Annotated in this window: 17 protein-coding genes, 5 tRNA genes and 1 pseudogene; 6 read left to right on the top strand and 17 right to left on the bottom strand. The window is 70.1% G+C overall.

Going from position 1 to position 16,004, the window contains the following annotated elements; translation table 11 throughout:
* Nucleotides 1-100 (bottom strand): annotated as a pseudogene (locus RIM90_RS24750) (thiamine-phosphate kinase); the annotation flags it as partial.
* Nucleotides 101-318: 218 nt separating this feature from the next.
* Between RIM90_RS24750 and RIM90_RS24745 the strand changes: the two are divergent.
* Nucleotides 319-552, top strand: coding sequence for an Lrp/AsnC family transcriptional regulator (locus tag RIM90_RS24745; RefSeq protein ID WP_037933238.1), 234 nt, complete (start codon nucleotides 319-321; stop codon nucleotides 550-552).
* A 20-nt stretch (nucleotides 553-572) separates the two neighbouring features.
* A complete protein-coding gene (locus tag RIM90_RS24740) occupies nucleotides 573-1,073 on the top strand; it encodes a DUF3515 domain-containing protein (RefSeq protein ID WP_309062965.1) in 501 nt (166 codons plus the stop codon).
* Nucleotides 1,074-1,139: 66 nt separating this feature from the next.
* On the opposite strand, the gene RIM90_RS24735 is transcribed toward RIM90_RS24740, so the two are convergent.
* The 3 genes from RIM90_RS24735 to RIM90_RS24725 form a co-directional block, all read right to left on the bottom strand.
* Nucleotides 1,140-2,297: a D-alanine--D-alanine ligase family protein gene (locus RIM90_RS24735; protein ID WP_309062964.1), complete on the bottom strand. Its 1,158-nt coding sequence runs from the start codon at nucleotides 2,295-2,297 to the stop codon at nucleotides 1,140-1,142.
* Between the two features lie 82 nt (nucleotides 2,298-2,379).
* Entirely contained in the window at nucleotides 2,380-3,390 is a 1,011-nt protein-coding gene (locus tag RIM90_RS24730) for an NAD(P)H-dependent glycerol-3-phosphate dehydrogenase (RefSeq protein WP_309062963.1), read from the bottom strand.
* Nucleotides 3,387-4,274 carry a lysophospholipid acyltransferase family protein gene (locus tag RIM90_RS24725; protein ID WP_309062962.1) on the bottom strand — a complete coding sequence of 296 codons (888 nt, stop codon included), beginning with the start codon at nucleotides 4,272-4,274 and terminating at the stop codon, nucleotides 3,387-3,389. The genes RIM90_RS24730 and RIM90_RS24725 overlap by 4 nt, the downstream gene beginning before the upstream one ends.
* Before the next feature lie 204 nt (nucleotides 4,275-4,478).
* Between RIM90_RS24725 and cofC the strand changes: the two genes are divergently transcribed.
* Nucleotides 4,479-5,117 carry a 2-phospho-L-lactate guanylyltransferase gene (gene cofC, locus RIM90_RS24720; protein WP_309062961.1) on the top strand — a complete coding sequence of 213 codons (639 nt, stop codon included), beginning with the start codon at nucleotides 4,479-4,481 and terminating at the stop codon, nucleotides 5,115-5,117.
* A gap of 9 nt (nucleotides 5,118-5,126) precedes the next feature.
* Entirely contained in the window at nucleotides 5,127-5,330 is a 204-nt protein-coding gene (locus RIM90_RS24715; RefSeq protein WP_184827444.1) for a hypothetical protein, read from the top strand.
* 105 nt (nucleotides 5,331-5,435) lie between these two features.
* On the opposite strand, the gene RIM90_RS24710 is transcribed toward RIM90_RS24715, so the two are convergent.
* From RIM90_RS24710 to leuC, 4 genes are all read right to left on the bottom strand, one after another.
* Complete coding sequence (locus tag RIM90_RS24710) at nucleotides 5,436-6,089, bottom strand: HU family DNA-binding protein (protein WP_309062960.1); 654 nt, start codon at nucleotides 6,087-6,089, stop codon at nucleotides 5,436-5,438.
* 136 nt (nucleotides 6,090-6,225) lie between these two features.
* Nucleotides 6,226-6,456 carry a hypothetical protein gene (locus RIM90_RS24705; protein WP_309062959.1) on the bottom strand — a complete coding sequence of 77 codons (231 nt, stop codon included), beginning with the start codon at nucleotides 6,454-6,456 and terminating at the stop codon, nucleotides 6,226-6,228.
* A 277-nt stretch (nucleotides 6,457-6,733) separates the two neighbouring features.
* Nucleotides 6,734-7,327 (bottom strand): 3-isopropylmalate dehydratase small subunit, encoded by a 594-nt coding sequence (leuD, locus tag RIM90_RS24700; protein ID WP_309062958.1) that lies wholly within the window; start codon nucleotides 7,325-7,327, stop codon nucleotides 6,734-6,736.
* 6 nt (nucleotides 7,328-7,333) lie between these two features.
* Entirely contained in the window at nucleotides 7,334-8,764 is a 1,431-nt protein-coding gene (gene leuC / locus RIM90_RS24695; RefSeq protein ID WP_309062957.1) for a 3-isopropylmalate dehydratase large subunit, read from the bottom strand.
* A gap of 198 nt (nucleotides 8,765-8,962) precedes the next feature.
* Here leuC and ndgR point away from each other — a divergent pair, with 198 nt between their 5' ends.
* Nucleotides 8,963-9,676: an IclR family transcriptional regulator NdgR gene (gene ndgR / locus RIM90_RS24690; RefSeq protein WP_184827434.1), complete on the top strand. Its 714-nt coding sequence runs from the start codon at nucleotides 8,963-8,965 to the stop codon at nucleotides 9,674-9,676.
* 152 nt (nucleotides 9,677-9,828) lie between these two features.
* On the opposite strand, the gene RIM90_RS24685 is transcribed toward ndgR, so the two are convergent.
* From RIM90_RS24685 to RIM90_RS24645, 9 genes are all read right to left on the bottom strand, one after another.
* Nucleotides 9,829-9,901 (bottom strand) — tRNA-Glu (locus RIM90_RS24685).
* Nucleotides 9,902-9,928: 27 nt separating this feature from the next.
* Nucleotides 9,929-10,000: transfer RNA gene (locus tag RIM90_RS24680), tRNA-Gln, on the bottom strand.
* 21 nt (nucleotides 10,001-10,021) lie between these two features.
* A tRNA-Glu gene (locus tag RIM90_RS24675) sits at nucleotides 10,022-10,094 on the bottom strand.
* A 61-nt stretch (nucleotides 10,095-10,155) separates the two neighbouring features.
* A tRNA-Glu gene (locus RIM90_RS24670) sits at nucleotides 10,156-10,228 on the bottom strand.
* A 40-nt stretch (nucleotides 10,229-10,268) separates the two neighbouring features.
* Nucleotides 10,269-10,340: transfer RNA gene (locus tag RIM90_RS24665), tRNA-Gln, on the bottom strand.
* Between the two features lie 91 nt (nucleotides 10,341-10,431).
* Nucleotides 10,432-11,163: an HAD family hydrolase gene (locus RIM90_RS24660; RefSeq protein ID WP_309062956.1), complete on the bottom strand. Its 732-nt coding sequence runs from the start codon at nucleotides 11,161-11,163 to the stop codon at nucleotides 10,432-10,434.
* A gap of 78 nt (nucleotides 11,164-11,241) precedes the next feature.
* Entirely contained in the window at nucleotides 11,242-12,765 is a 1,524-nt protein-coding gene (gene gltX / locus RIM90_RS24655) for a glutamate--tRNA ligase (protein WP_309062955.1), read from the bottom strand.
* On the bottom strand, nucleotides 12,758-13,543 hold the full coding sequence (locus RIM90_RS24650; RefSeq protein WP_309062954.1) for a fumarylacetoacetate hydrolase family protein: 786 nt from the start codon (nucleotides 13,541-13,543) through the stop codon (nucleotides 12,758-12,760). The genes gltX and RIM90_RS24650 overlap by 8 nt, the downstream gene beginning before the upstream one ends.
* Nucleotides 13,544-13,760: 217 nt before the next feature.
* Nucleotides 13,761-13,949, bottom strand: a complete 189-nt coding sequence (locus RIM90_RS24645; RefSeq protein WP_309062953.1) for a hypothetical protein — start codon at nucleotides 13,947-13,949, stop codon at nucleotides 13,761-13,763.
* Nucleotides 13,950-14,554: 605 nt separating this feature from the next.
* Here RIM90_RS24645 and RIM90_RS24640 point away from each other — a divergent pair.
* Nucleotides 14,555-16,004: nitrate- and nitrite sensing domain-containing protein (locus tag RIM90_RS24640; RefSeq protein WP_309062952.1), on the top strand; the 1,450-nt coding region annotated here is incomplete at its 3' end.

Genomic DNA, 16,004 nt, shown 5'->3' with positions numbered 1-16,004 from the left:
CGTCGCCGGGGCCGACCCGGACCGCCGGGGTGGTGGTGAGACGGGAGGTGAGCTCCCTGATGAGCCCGAACTCCCCGAGCTCACCAACAGTGCCCTTCATGTCCCTTGCTCCCCTTCTGTCCCTGTCGCTGTCCCCGACCGTGCCCGGTCGCGAGTCGTCCGCGCGCTCGCTACGGTCGAAGTGACCGTCAACTTCTCTCGTGCCTGCACCCCGGCGCGCAAGGCCCGGTTCCCGCAGATCTCCCCGCGACGAGCGGCGACGCGATACCGTGGCGTTCCTTTTCCCCACATGATCCTCGTGGCCGCCCTGGAGGTTCCGTGGTACAGGCGTACATTCTGATCCAGACGGAGGTCGGCAAAGCGTCGACCGTCGCCGAGCTGATCGGCAAGATCCCCGGAGTCATCCAGGCCGAGGACGTGACCGGGCCGTACGACGTGATCGTGCGCGCCCAGGCCGACACCGTCGACGACCTGGGCCGGATGGTGGTCGCGAAGGTCCAGCAGGTGGACGGGATCACCCGTACCCTGACCTGCCCGGTCGTCCATCTGTAGCCCCCGTCTACCCTGTGCCGGTGAACTCCTTCCGTCACCGGCACGCCATCCTGCCCGCCCTCGCGGTGCTGATCACCGCCGCGGGCTGCTCCTCAGCAGACGGCAGCGCGTCCGCGGCGGTTCCCAGCCCGGACGCGAAGGTCACCAAGCTGTGCCGGAACCTGGACAAGGCCCTGCCGGCGAAGGTGGACGGTGAGAGTCGCGACGATCCCGAACCCGCGTCCGAACTGACCGCGGGCTGGGGCGGCGTGGCGATCATACTGCGGTGCGGGGTCACGCGACCGCCGAAGATGGTCGACCCGAGGGTGGCCGACGGCGCCGACCCGGACGCGGTGCCGGGCGGCGTCAACGGCGTCGACTGGCTGATGGAGAAGCAGGGGGACGACGACTACCGCTTCACCACCGCCAACCGCGAGGCGTACGTCGAGGTCGAGGTGACCGACGGGCGGGACAGCACGGGTGTGCTGATCGATCTCGCCCCGGCCGTCAAGGAGGCGATCCCCAAGGGGATCGCCTCCTGAAGCCGTACCGTCCGTGAAGCCGTACCGGCCGTCCGGCCTCCGCGCCGCCCGCGGTCCGTGTGCGGCTCAGCGCAGCCCGGTCGGGCGTCGCAGCGCCGCCTGCACCAGCCGGTCCACCAGCTCCGGGTAGCCGACGCCGCTGGCCTGCCACATCTGCGGGTACATGGAGATCGGCGTGAAGCCGGGCATCGTGTTGATCTCGTTGATCACGAAATCGCCGTCCTCGGTGAGGAAGAAGTCCGCGCGGACCAGTCCCTCGCAGGAGGCCGCCTCGAACGCCTCCACCGCGAGCCGGCGCACCTCGGCCGTCTCCTCCCCGGTCAGCGGCGCGGGCACGATGCCGGGGGTGGAGTCGATGTACTTGGCCTCGAAGTCGTAGTACGCGTGCGCGTCGGGCGGCGGGATCTCGGCGGGCACCGAAGCGCGCGGGCCGTCCTCGAACTCCAGCACGCCGCACTCGATCTCGCGGCCGGTGAGCGCCGCCTCGACGAGGATCTTCGGGTCGTGGCGCTGGGCCTCGGCGATCGCCTCGTCCAGACCGGAGAGGTCGTCGACCTTGGTGATGCCGATCGACGAGCCGGCCCGCGCGGGCTTCACGAACAGCGGCCACCCGTGCTCGCCGGCGAAGTCGATGATCTTCTTCCGGGCGGCGGACTCGTCCTGCTGCCACTCGCGCGGCCGGATCACCACGTACGGGCCGACCTTGAGCCCGAAGGAGGTGAACACCCGCTTCATGTACTCCTTGTCCTGGCCGACGGCCGAGGCGAGCACGCCCGAGCCGACGTAGGGGACGCCGGAGAGCTCCAGCAGGCCCTGCAGGGTGCCGTCCTCGCCGTAGGGGCCGTGCAGCACCGGGAAGACCACGTCGACCTCGCCGAGCGCCTTGGGCACCGAGCCGGGCTCGCTGTAGACGACTTCGCGGTTGGCGGGGTCGACGGGGAGCACCACTCCGCCCTCCGTCGACTCGGCGAGCTGGTCGACGCTGGGGGTGCGGCGATCGGTGATCGCCATGCGTTCCGGTTCGTCGGCGGTGAGGAACCACCGGCCCTCCGCGGTGATGCCGATCGGCAGGACGTCGTACTTGGTCCGGTCGATGGCCTTGAGGACGGCTCCGGCGGTGACCACGGAGATCCCGTGTTCGGAGCTGCGCCCGCCGAACACGACGGCCACACGCGGTTTGCGCGGCGGCTGCTCGGGGTTCTGGGGGAGGTTCTCGGTGCTCATATCGCGACGAGAGTACCCGTTGGCAGAGCCGGGAGACAGCGCCCGCAACGCCGCGTGTGAGCCGGATGGAGGGGGTCGTCGCTCAGCGTCGTTCGGGTTTCGCGCTGCGCGACATCAGCTCCTTGAGGGCGACCGCGGGAGGCTTGCCCTCGTGCACGATGCCGACGACCGTCTCGGTGAGCGGCATGTCGACACCGTGCCGGCGGGCCAGATCCAGCACCGACTCGCAGGACTTGACGCCCTCGGCGGTCTGCTTGGTGACCGCGATGGTCTCCTCGAGGGTCATGCCCTTGCCGAGGTTGGTGCCGAAGGTGTGGTTGCGCGACAGCGGTGACGAGCAGGTGGCCACCAGGTCGCCGAGTCCCGCGAGCCCGGAGAAGGTCAGCGGGTCGGCGCCCAGCGCGACGCCGAGCCGGGTGGTCTCGGCGAGGCCGCGGGTGATGAGCGAGCCCTTGGCGTTGTCGCCGAGCCCCATGCCGTCCGCGATGCCGACGGCCAGCCCGATCACGTTCTTCACGGCGCCGCCCAGTTCGCAGCCGACGACGTCGGTGTTGGTGTACGGCCGGAAGTACGGCGTGTGGCAGGCGGCCTGGAGCCGCTGGGCGACGGCCTCGTCGGTGCAGGCGACCACGGCGGCGGCCGGCATCCGGGCGGCGATCTCGCGGGCCAGGTTGGGGCCGGTGACCACGGCGATCCGGTCGGGGCCCACCTTGGCCACGTCCTCGATCACCTCGCTCATGCGCATGGCGGAGCCGAGTTCGACGCCCTTCATCAGCGACACGAGGACCGTGCCGGGGGCGAGCAGCGGCGTCCACTCGGCGAGGTTGCCGCGCAGCGTCTGCGAGGGGACGGCGAGGACGGTGAAGTCGGCGTCGCGCGCCGCCTCGGCGGCGTCCGCGGTGGCCCGCACGTTCCGGGGGAGTTCGACGCCGGGCAGGTAGTCGGGATTGGTGCGGGTGGAGTTGACCGCTTCGGCGAGTTCGGGGCGCCGCCCCCACAGCACGACGTCGCAGCCCGCGTCGGCGAGGACCATGCCGAAGGCCGTACCCCACGATCCGGTGCCGAAGACGGCCGCCTTGACCGGCTTGCTCACGTGCCCAGCCCCTCTTCCCGCACGGCGGCCCCCCTCTGTGCCTGTTCCGTCCTCGGCGCCGGTGGTCCCGGCGGCCGGTCTCCCCGTGCCTGTGCGCCCGTCGGCTCCGCGCCCGGCGCCTGTGTGCCGTGCCGTCCCGTCCGCTGCTTCTGCGCCCGGGTCCTGCGGCGCTGTTCGATGCGCTCGCGACGCGGGTCGTAGGGCGTCTCGGGGGCCTTCTCGCCGCGGATCTCCTCCAGCTGGCGGGTGATGGCCGCCATGATCGCCTCGGTCGCCTCCTTGAGCAGTTCCGGGGTCATCTCCCGGTCGTAGAAGCGGTTCAGGTCCACCGGCGGTCCGGCCAGGACCCGGTGGGTCTTGCGCGGCAGGAGGCGGGGCTTCCTGGCGTACGGCGGCAGCACCTCGTTGGCACCCCACTGGGCGACCGGGATCACGGGGCACTTGGTCTGCAGGGCGACGCGCGCGGCACCCGTCTTGCCGGTCATGGGCCAGCCGTCCGGGTCGCGGGTGAGGGTGCCCTCGGGATAGAAGGCGACGCATTCACCGCGCTCCACGGCGTCGATCGCCGCACGGAAGGCGCTGAGCGCGTCCGTGCTCTCGCGGTAGACGGGGATCTGCCCGGTGCCGCGCATCGCGGCGCCGACGAATCCCTTCTTGAAAAGCCCGCTCTTCGCCAGGAATCGCGGAACACGTCCGGTGTTGTACTGAAAGTGCGCGTAGGCGAAGGGATCGATGTGCGAATTGTGGTTCACCGCGGTGATAAATCCACCCTCGGCCGGAATGTTTTCCATTCCACGCCAGTCCCGCTTGAGCAGAAGCACCAGCGGCGGTTTGCAGATCACCGCGGCGAAGCGGTACCAGAAGCCGATTCTGCGGCGCGGCACAAGGACACCTTCCTCTAGGGCCTGGACCCGGAGGCCAGGCGGGCCGCACAAGTGTCGCCCCGGGCCGCCGGTCTGTCGAGAACACCGTACGCCCGCCCGTCTCCCGCCAGCGCCCCCGCGTGCGGCTCCGCACCCCTCCCCCTTCCTCCGGGCACCGGGCGCCCCGGGGGACAATGGCCGCGACAAGAGAGGGACGTAACACTCGTGCAGTGGACCTTGGTGGTGCCCCTGAAGCCGCTGGACCGGGCCAAGAGCAGGCTGTCGGACACCGCGGACGACGGACTGCGCCCGGGCCTCGCGCTCGCCTTCGCCCAGGACACGGTGGCGGCCGCGCTGGCGTGCCCGGCGGTGCGGGATGTGGTGGTCGTCACGGACGACGCCCGGGCGGGCCGTGAGCTGAGCGCCCTGGGCGCCGGGATCGTCCCCGACGAGCCGGGCAGCGGACTGAACGCCGCTCTCGCCCACGCGGCGGCGGTGGTGCGCGCGTCCCGGCGCGCCGGCTGCGTGGCGGCCCTCAACGCCGATCTGCCGGCGCTCCGCCCGTCGGAATTGGCCCGTGTTCTCGATACGGCCGCCGCATTCCCGCGCGCCTTTCTCGCGGATACCGCCGCGATCGGCACGACCCTGCTGGCCGCGTCCCCGGACCGGGAATTGCGCCCGTCCTTCGGTCCCGATTCCCGGGCCCGGCACCGGGCGTCCGGGGCCGTGGAGCTGCGCCTGGCGGCGGTGGATTCCGTACGACAGGACGTGGACACCGGCGACGACCTGCGGGCGGCGCTGGCGCTGGGGGTGGGCCCCCACACGGCCGCGGCCGCCGCGCGGTTGCTGATCCCGGAGCAGTAGGCTGCCGCCATGCAGGCCACCGCATACACCTACGACCCCGTCAGCCGCAGCGGTCAGGTGCTCCTGGACGACGGCACCCCGGTGCCCTTCGACGCTCCGGCGTTCGACGCGGGGGGCCTGAGGCTGCTGCGTCCCGGGCAGCGGGTGCGCATCGAGACCGAGGGCGAGGGCGAGGGCCGGCGGATCACGCTGGTGACGCTCCAGACGTTCTGACCGGACGTTCCGGCCGGCCGCCTTCCGGTCGCCGCCCCCGGACACGCCGCGGGCCGGGCTCCCCGACGGAGTCCGGCCCGGCGCGTGAGTACCGCTTGCCCTCGGCTACTTCTTGCGGGCGGTGGTCTTCTTGGCGGTGGTCTTGCGCGCGGTGGACTTCTTGGCGGGCGCCTTCTTGGCCGTCGCCTTCTTCGCCGGAGCCTTCTTGGCGGTGGTCTTCTTCGCGGCGGTGGTCTTGGCGGGCGCCGCGGTCTTGGCGGGCGCCGCCTTCTTGGCGGTGGTCTTCTTGGCCGCCGCCTTGGTGGTGGCCTTCTTCGCCGTCGTCTTCCCGGCCGTCGTGGTCTTCGCCGCACCCGTCGTCTTCTTGGCGGCGGCCTTCTTGGCGGCCGCCTTCTTGCCCGCCGCCTTGGAAATGGTGGGCGGCGGGCCGGACAGACTGCCCTTGGGGGCCTTCTTGACGGCGATGTCGTTCTTCGGGAGCTTCTTCGACCCGCTGACCAGGTCCTTGAAACCCTGCCCCGCACGGAACCGCGGAACGGAGGTCTTCTTGACCCGAACCCGCTCGCCCGTCTGGGGGTTGCGGGCGTAGCGGGCCGGACGGTCGACCTTCTCGAACGAACCGAAACCGGTGACCGAGACCCGGTCACCCGCGACCACCGCGCGGACGATGGCGTCCAGGACCGCGTCGACAGCATCGGCGGCCTGCTGGCGACCGCCCATCTTGTCGGCAATCGCTTCTACGAGCTGCGCCTTGTTCACGTCTTCCCCTTCGGAGACATCGCCAGAACGAAAGTGTTCAAGCTTTTTCGCACGTTAGGCAGATATATACCGCAAATCAAACACGAAACGGGCTAATCACCCTTGTGCCGCAACGGACTCGACCGCCTCGACCGGTTCAGGGTTCCTCTTCGGGCAATCGCCCCTCGTCGAGGTCCGCGACGAACCGCTCCAGACGCCTTGCCGCACCGGCGAGATCGTGCTTGGCCGCGGCCGTAATGACCAGCAGCTTCCGGGTCAGCGCCATCCGTACGCCCTCCGGGACTTGCAGTGCGCGCACCCTCGAGTGCGCTTCCTTGAGCCGGACCGCGACCGCCGTATAGAGCTCGAGTTGGCCGTCGTGTTCCATGCACAGATTGTGCCATCTGGGGCGAGTTGTCGCCTGCGCAGGGGGCAACTGCCGCCTCGGACGACCTTCCCGACACCCGCGAAATCCGTGGGCACATGACGCGCGTACCCCGGCAATCACCTTCGTAACGTGGGAAGTTGAGGGGAGCCGGGGCGGTGCGCGCAGCCGGACGGACGCAGAGACGCCCGTACCCCCGATCGGGCCGATCGGGGGTACGGGCGGGGTGTGGGGGTGGCCGAAAGTCGACCACTCGGCAGGGCTTCGCCTGCGGTATGCGTCAGGCCGTGAGCGTGCGCGGCTTGAACGACGGACGCTTCGCCTCGTAGGCGGCGATGTCCGCCTCGTTCTGCAGCGTGATGGAGATGTCGTCGAGCCCGTTCAGCAGCCGCCAGCGGGAGTTCTCGTCGAGCTCGAAGGAGGCGGTGACGCCCTCGGCGCGCACCTCGCGGGCCTCGAGGTCGACGGTGATCTCCGTCGTGGGGTCCGCCTCCGTGAGCTCCCACAGCGCGTCCACGATCTTCTGGTCGAGGACCACCGTGAGCAGGCCGTTCTTCAGCGAGTTGCCGCGGAAGATGTCGGCGAAGCGGGAGGAGATCACGGCCTTGAAGCCGTAGTTCTGCAGCGCCCAGACGGCGTGCTCGCGGGAGGATCCGGTGCCGAAGTCGGGGCCGGCGACCAGGACGGTCGCGCCCTGCCGCTCGGGCCGGTTGAGCACGAACTCGGGGTCCTTGCGCCAGGCCTCGAACAGCCCGTCCTCGAACCCGTCCCGCGTCACCTTCTTGAGCCAGTGGGCGGGGATGATCTGGTCGGTGTCGACGTTGCTGCGGCGCAGCGGGACGGCCCGGCCGGTGTGGGTGGTGAATGCTTCCATGACTGATCAGACTCCAGCGGGCGTACGGGCGTCGGCGGCGGCGAGATCGGCCGGGGAGGCCAGGTGGCCGAGGACCGCGGTGGCGGCGGCGACCTGGGGGGACACCAGGTGGGTGCGGCCGCCCTTGCCCTGCCGGCCCTCGAAGTTGCGGTTGGAGGTGGAGGCGGAGCGCTCACCGGGGGCGAGCTGGTCGGGGTTCATGCCCAGGCACATGGAGCAGCCCGCGTGCCGCCACTCGGCGCCGGCCTCCTTGAAGACCACGTCCAGGCCCTCGGAGACGGCCTGCAGGCCCACCCGCGCGGAGCCCGGGACGACCAGCATCCGTACGCCGTCGGCGACTTTGCGGCCCTTGATGACGTCCGCGGCGGCGCGCAGGTCCTCGATGCGGCCGTTGGTGCAGGAGCCTACGAAGACGGTGTCGACATGGATGGAGCGCAGCGGCTGGCCGGCCTCCAACCCCATGTACTCCAGGGCCTTTTCGGCGGCGAGGCGCTCCGAGGCGTCTTCGTACGAAGCGGGGTCGGGGACCGAGGCGGACAGCGGCGCGCCCTGGCCCGGGTTGGTGCCCCAGGTGACGAACGGCGACAGCTCGGCGGCCTCGATGACGACCTCGGCGTCGAACTCGGCGTCCTCGTCCGAACGCAGCGTCTTCCAGTACGCGACGGCGGCGTCCCAGTCCTCGCCCTGCGGGGCGTGCGGACGGCCCTTGAGGTAGGCGAACGTCGTCTCGTCGGGGGCGATCATGCCCGCGCGGGCGCCGGCCTCGATCGACATGTTGCAGATGGTCATCCGGGCCTCCATCGAGAGCTTCTCGACGGCCTCGCCGCGGTACTCCAGGACGTATCCCTGACCGCCGCCCGTGCCGATCTTCGCGATGATCGCCAGGATCAGGTCCTTGGCCGTGACGCCCTCGGGCAGTTCGCCGTTGACCGTGATCGCCATGGTCTTCGGGCGGGCCATCGGCAGCGTCTGGGTGGCCAGCACGTGCTCGACCTGGGAGGTGCCGATGCCGAACGCCAGTCCGCCGAAGGCGCCGTGCGTGGAGGTGTGCGAGTCGCCGCAGACGACGGTCATGCCGGGCTGGGTCAGACCCAGCTGCGGGCCGACGACGTGCACGACGCCCTGCTCGACGTCGCCCAGCGGGTGCAGCCGGACACCGAACTCGGCGCAGTTCTTGCGCAGCGTCTCCAGCTGGACGCGGGAGACCGGGTCGGCGATGGGCTTGTCGATGTCGAGGGTCGGGGTGTTGTGGTCCTCGGTCGCGATGGTGAGGTCGAGACGGCGCACGGTGCGGCCGCTCTTGCGGAGGCCGTCGAAGGCCTGCGGGCTGGTCACCTCGTGCAGCAGGTGCAGATCGATGTAGAGGAGGTCGGGCTCGCCCTCGGCGCGCCGGACGACGTGGTCGTCCCAGACCTTCTCCGCGAGTGTCCTACCCATCGCTTTCCCTCCGGCCGGCACGCACTGCTCCGGCCCAACTAGAGATCTGTGAGGAGACGGCGCCCGCACCCCTGATTCCGGGCGTCCGCCGCCAGGCCCTGTACGTCCACGGGCCGCGTTGCTTCCGTGCATCCAGAGTGGCGGGTTCCACGGAAAATTGAACTTGCGTTTCACAGAGTGAGACGCAAGTATCGTTGCATGGACAACAGTAGCGGCGTCGGCGTTCTGGACAAGGCAGCCCTCGTCCTGAGCGCCCTGGAGTCCGGTCCGGCCACCCTCGCGGGGTTGGTCGGTGCCACCGGACTGGCACGACCCACGGCCCACCGCCTGGCCGTGGCGCTGGAGCACCACCGCATGGTGGCGCGCGACATGCAGGGCCGGTTCATCCTCGGCCCGCGCCTGGCCGAGCTGGCCGCGGCGGCGGGCGAGGACCGCCTGCTCGCCACGGCGGGCCCGGTGCTCACCCACCTCCGCGACGTCACCGGGGAGAGTGCCCAGCTCTACCGCCGCCAGGGCGACATGCGCATCTGCGTCGCCGCGGCGGAGCGTCTGTCGGGCCTTCGGGACACGGTCCCGGTGGGCTCCACGCTGACGATGAAGGCCGGCTCCTCGGCGCAGATCCTGCTCGCCTGGGAGGAGCCGGAGCGGCTGCACCGCGGTCTGCAGGGCGCCCGTTTCACGGCGACGGCCCTGTCGGGCGTACGGCGCCGCGGCTGGGCCCAGTCGATCGGCGAGCGCGAGCCGGGTGTCGCGTCCGTCTCCGCGCCGGTGCGCGGCCCCTCGAACCGTGTGGTGGCCGCCGTTTCCGTCTCCGGCCCCATCGAGCGCCTGACCCGTCACCCGGGCCGCATGCACGCGCAGGCCGTCATCGACGCCGCCACCCGCCTCTCCGAGGCGTTGCGCCGCTCCTGACCCCCGCATCCGCCGTCCCCGCCGGGAACGGGCCCGCCTCAACGCCGCGGCCGGCCCTCCCCGGCCCCATGTGCCGCCGGACGTCCTCCGCGACGTCGCTCTCCCGGAAGCGACGAAAGCCCCCCACCGAAGTGGAGGGCTTTCGTCCTGTGTACCCCCGACCGGATTCGAACCGGCGCTACCGCCTTGAGAGGGCGGCGTGCTAGGCCGCTACACAACGGGGGCGTGGATCATGCGTTTCCGCAGATCCTGCTGGTCTACCTGGACTCGAACCAAGACTAACTGAACCAGAATCAGTCGTGCTGCCAATTACACCATAGACCAATGATGGTTTAGACCAGTCAGTACCCCCGACCGGATTCGAACCGGCGCTACCGCCTTGAGAGGGCGGCGTGCTAGGCCGCTACACAACGGGGGCCCTAGCGATCCTGCATCGAGAGCAGTGGGAGCTACCCTGCTGCCCTCGCGGGAAGGATCTGTACCCCCGACCGGATTCGAACCGGCGCTACTGCCTTGAGAGGGCAGCGTGCTAGGCCGCTACACAACGGGGGCTTGCGGATGTGATCCGCGGGTTGCAGATGAGCTCTGCGAGCTGGCCTACCTGGACTCGAACCAAGACTAACTGAACCAGAATCAGTCGTGCTGCCAATTACACCATAGGCCACTGGAACGCAAGCCCCTGAGGGGTTCTTGTTCTAGTTCTGCGCTGTGGGGTTCCGGCCTTCCGGCCCGCTCCCCGCGGCGCAGGAAGAACATTACCCGAAGGTGGACGGGGCTCCAAAACGAGTATCGGTGCCGAGCAGTGCGGGCAGTTCGGCGAGGGAGGCGATACGGCGCGGACCCACGGGCGGCTCGACGGTCGCGTACACCCCGCCGCGGTCGATCCACACCGACAGCAGCCCCGCCTCCGCGGCACCCCGTCCGTCGATCTCCGGATGGTCCCCGACGTACGCGACCTGGTCCGCGGGCAGTGCCAGCGCCTCGCAGGCGGCCAGGAAGGCACCGGGTTCGGGCTTGGAGACGCCCAGCTCGGCGGCGCACAGGACGGCCTCGAAGCGGTCGTGGACGCCGAGGACGCGCAGCTTGCGGTCCTGGACGTGGAGGCTGGAGTTGGACAGCACCGCGTGGCGGTGGCTGCCGGCGAGGGCGTCGAGGACGGGCAGCACGTCCGGGAAGAGGCTCCAGGCGGCCTCGTAGTGGACCAGGTAGCGCCGGAACCAGTCGTCGGCCTCGGCGTCGGTCAGGTCCCGGCCCAGGAAGACCCGGGTGCGGTCGCGGCGCTGGGTCTCGAAGTCCACCTCCCCCGCGGCGAACCGCGCCCACTGCAGGTCGGTGATCTCCCGCCAGCGCAGCAGCGCCTCCTCCACGGAGGCGTACCGGGAGAGCAGTCCCTCGGCCAGCAGATGGGCCCGCATGCCCTCGCGGTCGGCGGTCGTGTAGTCGAAGAGTGTGTCGTCCACGTCCCAGACGACGGCTCGGATCGCCATGGGACCGACGGTACCCGGACACGGCGAAGGGGCGGCACCCGGAGCCTTCCGGGTGCCGCCCCTTCGCCTGCGGGGACCTTACGCGGCGAGCTTGGCCAGGGCCGCGTCGATGCGGGCCAGCGTCTTCTCCTTGCCCAGGATCTCCAGGGACTCGAAGAGCGGCAGGCCGACCGTGCGGCCGGTGACGGCCACGCGGACGGGGGCCTGGGCCTTGCCGAGCTTGAGGCCGTGGGCCTCGCCGGCGGCCAGGACGGCCTCCTTCAGCGACTCGGCGGAGGTCCAGTCGGCCGCGTCCAGCTTCTCGCGGGCGGTGCGCAGCAGGGCGTCGGAGCCCTCCTTCATCGCCTTGTTCCAGGACGCCTCGTCGAAGACCGGCTCCGGCAGGAACAGGAAGTCGACGTTGTCCGTGATCTCGGAGAGGACCTTCAGGCGGGTCTGCGCGTGCGGGGCGATGGCCTGCCACCTGGTCTCGTCGAAGGCCTCCGGGGCCCAGGGCGCGAAGGGGGCCTTGAGCCAGGGCGCGCAGCGCTCCGTGAAGTCCTTCACATCGAGCATGCGGATGTGGTCGGCGTTGATCGCCTCGCACTTCTTCAGGTCGAAGCGGGCCGGGTTGGGGTTGACGTCCGCGATGTCGAAGGCCGCCACCATCTCCTCGATCGAGAAGACGTCCCGGTCGGCGGAGAGCGACCAGCCGAGCAGGGAGAGGTAGTTGAGCAGGCCCTCGGGGAGGAAGCCGCGCTCGCGGTAGAGGTTGAGCGAGGACTGCGGGTCGCGCTTGGAGAGCTTCTTGTTGCCCTCGCCCATGACGTACGGCAGGTGGCCGAACGCCGGGACCTCCTTGGCGATGCCCAGCTCGATCAGCGCCTTGTACAGGGCGATCTGGCGCGGGGTGGAGGAGAGCAGGTCCTCGCCGCGCAGGATGTGGGTGATCTCCATCAGCGCGTCGTCGACCGGGTTGACCAGCGTGTACAGCGGGGCGCCGTTGGCGCGCACGATGCCGTAGTCCGGGACGTTCTCCGGGGTGAAGGTCAGCTCGCCGCGGACCAGGTCGGTGAAGGTGATGGTCTCGTCGGGCATGCGGAAGCGGACGATCGGGGCGCGGCCCTCGGCCTTGTACCGCTCGACCTGTTCGGCGGTCAGCGCGCGGCAGTGGCCGTCGTACCCGGAGGGCCGGCCCGCGGCGCGCGCGGCCTCGCGGCGGGTGTCCAGCTCCTCCTGGGAGCAGTAGCAGTGGTAGGCGTAACCGCCGTCGAGGAGCTTCCGGGCGACGTCCCGGTAGATGTCCATGCGCTGTGACTGGCGGTACGGCGCGTGCGGGCCGCCGACCTCGGGGCCCTCGTCCCAGTCGAAGCCGAGCCAGCGCATCGCGTCGAGCAGCTGGTGGTACGACTCCTCGGAGTCGCGGGCCGCGTCGGTGTCCTCGATGCGGAAGACCAGAGTGCCCTGGTGGTGCTTGGCGAACGCCCAGTTGAACAGGGCGGTGCGGACCAGACCCACATGGGGGTTACCGGTGGGTGACGGGCAGAAGCGGACACGTGGGGGTGTCCCCTGTCCGAGCGTAGTCGAGGACTTGGGGGAGGACGAGCCTGATGCGCTAGCCACGCTTGACAACCTTGTTGGTGAGAGTGCCGATGCCTTCGATGGTGACGGCGACCTCGTCGCCGACGTTGAGGGGGCCGACCCCGGCCGGGGTGCCCGTGAGGATGACGTCGCCGGGGAGCAGCGTCATGGCCTCGGAGATGTTGACGACCAGGTCCTCGATGGAGTGGATCATCTCGCTGGTGCGGCCGAGCTGGCGCTGGGCTCCGTTGACCGTGAGCTGGATGGTCAGGTCGTTCGCGGCGGCGATGTCCAGGTCCGTCTCCACCCAGGGGCCGAGCGGGCAGGAGGTGTCGAACCCCTTGGCCCGGGCCCACTGCTTCTCGCGCTTCTGGACGTCGCGCGCGGTGACGTCGTTGGCGCAGGTGTAGCCGAAGACGACGTCCTTGACGCGCTCGCGCGGAACCTCGCGGCACAGCCGGCCGATGACCACGGCCAGCTCGGCCTCGTGGTGCACCTCCTGGGAGAAGGAGGGGTACTGGATCTCGTCACCGGGGCCGATGACCGAGGTGGCGGGCTTGAAGAAGGCGAACGGGGCCTCGGGCACCTCGTTGCCGAGTTCCCGCGCGTGCTCGGCGTAGTTGCGGCCGAAGGCCACCACCTTGTTGGGGAGCACCGGGGGCAGCAGCCTGACCTTGCTCAGCGGGACCTTCGTACCGGAGAGCTCGAAGTCCGCGAAGGGGATGCCCTTGATGATGTCCAGGACGAGCTCGTCCTGCTGGTCGCCCTCGACCGCGCCGAAGGCGACGTTCCCGTCGATGGAGAATCTGGCGATGCGCACGGGATGCTTGGCCCCTTGACTTAAGCGGCTGGAGTCTGACGCTCCAGGCTAACGCGGCACGGCGTCCCGGCCTCGCGCACGGCGAGGGGCGCCCCGCGGTTTCATCGGGGCGCCCCTCGTGGTGCGTGGTGGACGGGCATCGCCTGTCCGTGCGCGGCGGCGTTGAGCGGTCCGCGGCCGGTGCGCGTATGGACCGGTGCGATCGGTGCGGCCGGTGTCAGTCGGCGGCGCCGGCCGCGACCGGGACCTCCATGAGGACGGTGCGCTTGGGGTTGGCGGTCTGGGCCGGGAGTTCGACGGAGTGCTCCTGCTGGACCGGCGTCTGCAGTTCATCGGCGCCACTGAGGTGCGCCAGCGTCGTGCGTCGCGGGTTGGCGATCTTGTGGAACATCATCGTCGTCTTCACTGTTTACTTGACCTTGTCCTGTTCACGGCGCCCCCAGGGGTGCGAGGACCCCGGATCCGGGCACGGGTTGTCGGTTTTGCCATCCCTGTAAAGCGTCAGGCTAAACATGCAATTCCCCCGTGACGGCACCCGAAGGCCATGATCTTCGTGTGAGTTTGCTCACGAATCGATGGACAAATCAGCCAATCCAGGCGGACTCCTCGCACCCCCGAAACGGACATTGACCCCCTGAAGCCATCATTCCGCTCCTGATCATGGCGACTGGGACACCTGGAGCACCCGGCCGACTCGTGGCCATACGACCGTTTTGGGGTAGCTCACTTTCTACCCGTGGTGACTCGCCACTCACGTGCTGTCACGTATGTCACGGGTGGACCCACGGGCCTTGTTGGAGATCCTGCACTGTGCTGGAATTCCACGGACCGCCGCAGGATCGAGCCGGCGCACAGGGGGCGCACAGACGCGCCGAGTGGCGGCGAGATGGGGGGAACCAGCGCCGGTCACTCACGACCACCACGGGGGCGTATTCAGGGCGCCCCTATGACGCCGACACCGTGCCCCGCCGTTCACGCGGAGGGGCGCCTGGTCCAGAGGTTGCGACGCTAGTGCAGGGACGTTTCAAGAGGGATGGCAGCGCTTCGGCGGAGCCGGAGCCGCATGGCGGGACTGGCCCGATGGCCGTCGGCTCTTCGCCCCAGCACGCCCAGAGCCAGGGCCCGGCCGTGTCCGGCGGCAACGGCGAACGAACCGGTCGCCCCGGCGCCTCCGTGGAGCCGACGGGCCCGGCCGCGGCCGCCGAGAGGGCACCGAAGGGCCCGACCGGCCCCGGGCCGCGAATAGCCCTGCGCAACTGGCGTATCTCGACCCGTCTGGTGTCGCTGCTCGCGCTCCCGGTGGTCGCGGCCACCTCGCTGGGCGCGCTGCGCATCAACCAGTCGATGGACGACATCCAGCAGCTCGACAACATGAAGCTGCTGACGGACATGACCAAGCAGGCCACCGAACTGGCCGCCGCGCTCCAGGAGGAGCGCGACCAGTCGGCCGGCCCGCTGGCGCACGGTGGCAAGGCCACCGACTTCACGGTCAAGGGCTACCGCGAGAAGACCGACCGTGCGATGGAGAACTTCATCGACGGCTCCGAGGAGATCGACAACGCGGCCAAGGACGGCAACCTCAAGGGCGTCCGCGACAACCTGGTCCAGCTCACCGGCGACCTGGGCGACATCGCGAAGATCCGCAACACGGCCTACGCGTCGGAGAGGAACTCCACGCAGACCGTCGAGGCGTACCACCGTCTGATCGAGAACCTGATCGACCTCTCGCAGGACATGGCCGAGGCGAGCAGCAACCCCGAGATGATCCAGCGCACGCGTGCCCTGGCGTCCTTCTCGGCCGCCAAGGAGTACGCCTCCATCCAGCGCGCGGTCCTCGCGGCGGCCCTGCCCGCCAGCAACACCACCGTCGGCGAGCTCTCCGACAACGACCGGCTCTACGCCGAGTCGGCGCTGACCAGCCAGAAGTCCGAGATCCGCAGCTTCAAGAGCATCTACGGCGAGACGGCCGCCGCCGAGCTGCTCCTGCCGATCGAGGACGGCAACAACACGATCAAGGCCACCGACGAGTACGCCGGGCGTGCCCTGGCCTCGGAGTTCGGCCTCAGGTCGGTGGGCAAGCGGTCCTACCGGGACTGGCTGGACGACAGCTCCACCAAGATCCAGCAGATGAAGAACATCGAGCTCCATCTGCTCGAGGAGATGGAACAGAAGGCCCGTGAGCTGCGCAGCGCCACCGAGCGCGACGCGATCGTCTCCGGTGTGCTGATCCTGATCGTGCTCGGTGTCTCGCTGGTCGGCGCCTTCGTCGTGGCCCGCTCCATGATCCGCTCGCTGCGCCGGCTGGAGGAGACCGCGACCAAGGTCGCCCAGGAGCGTCTGCCCGAGCTGGTCAAGCAGCTGTCCGAGTCCGACCCGCAGGACGTCGACACGTCCGTGGAGTCGGTCGGTGTGCACTCCCGGGACGAGATCGGCCGGGTGGCCGCGGCCTTCGACGACGTGC

Origin of the sequence: Streptomyces sp., assembly GCF_031181555.1 — a bacterium.
In the GTDB taxonomy this organism is placed as follows: domain Bacteria; phylum Actinomycetota; class Actinomycetes; order Streptomycetales; family Streptomycetaceae; genus Streptomyces; species Streptomyces fimbriatus.
The sequence above is the reverse complement of the archived record's forward strand: the minus strand, read 5'-3'. Positions and strand labels throughout refer to the sequence as shown.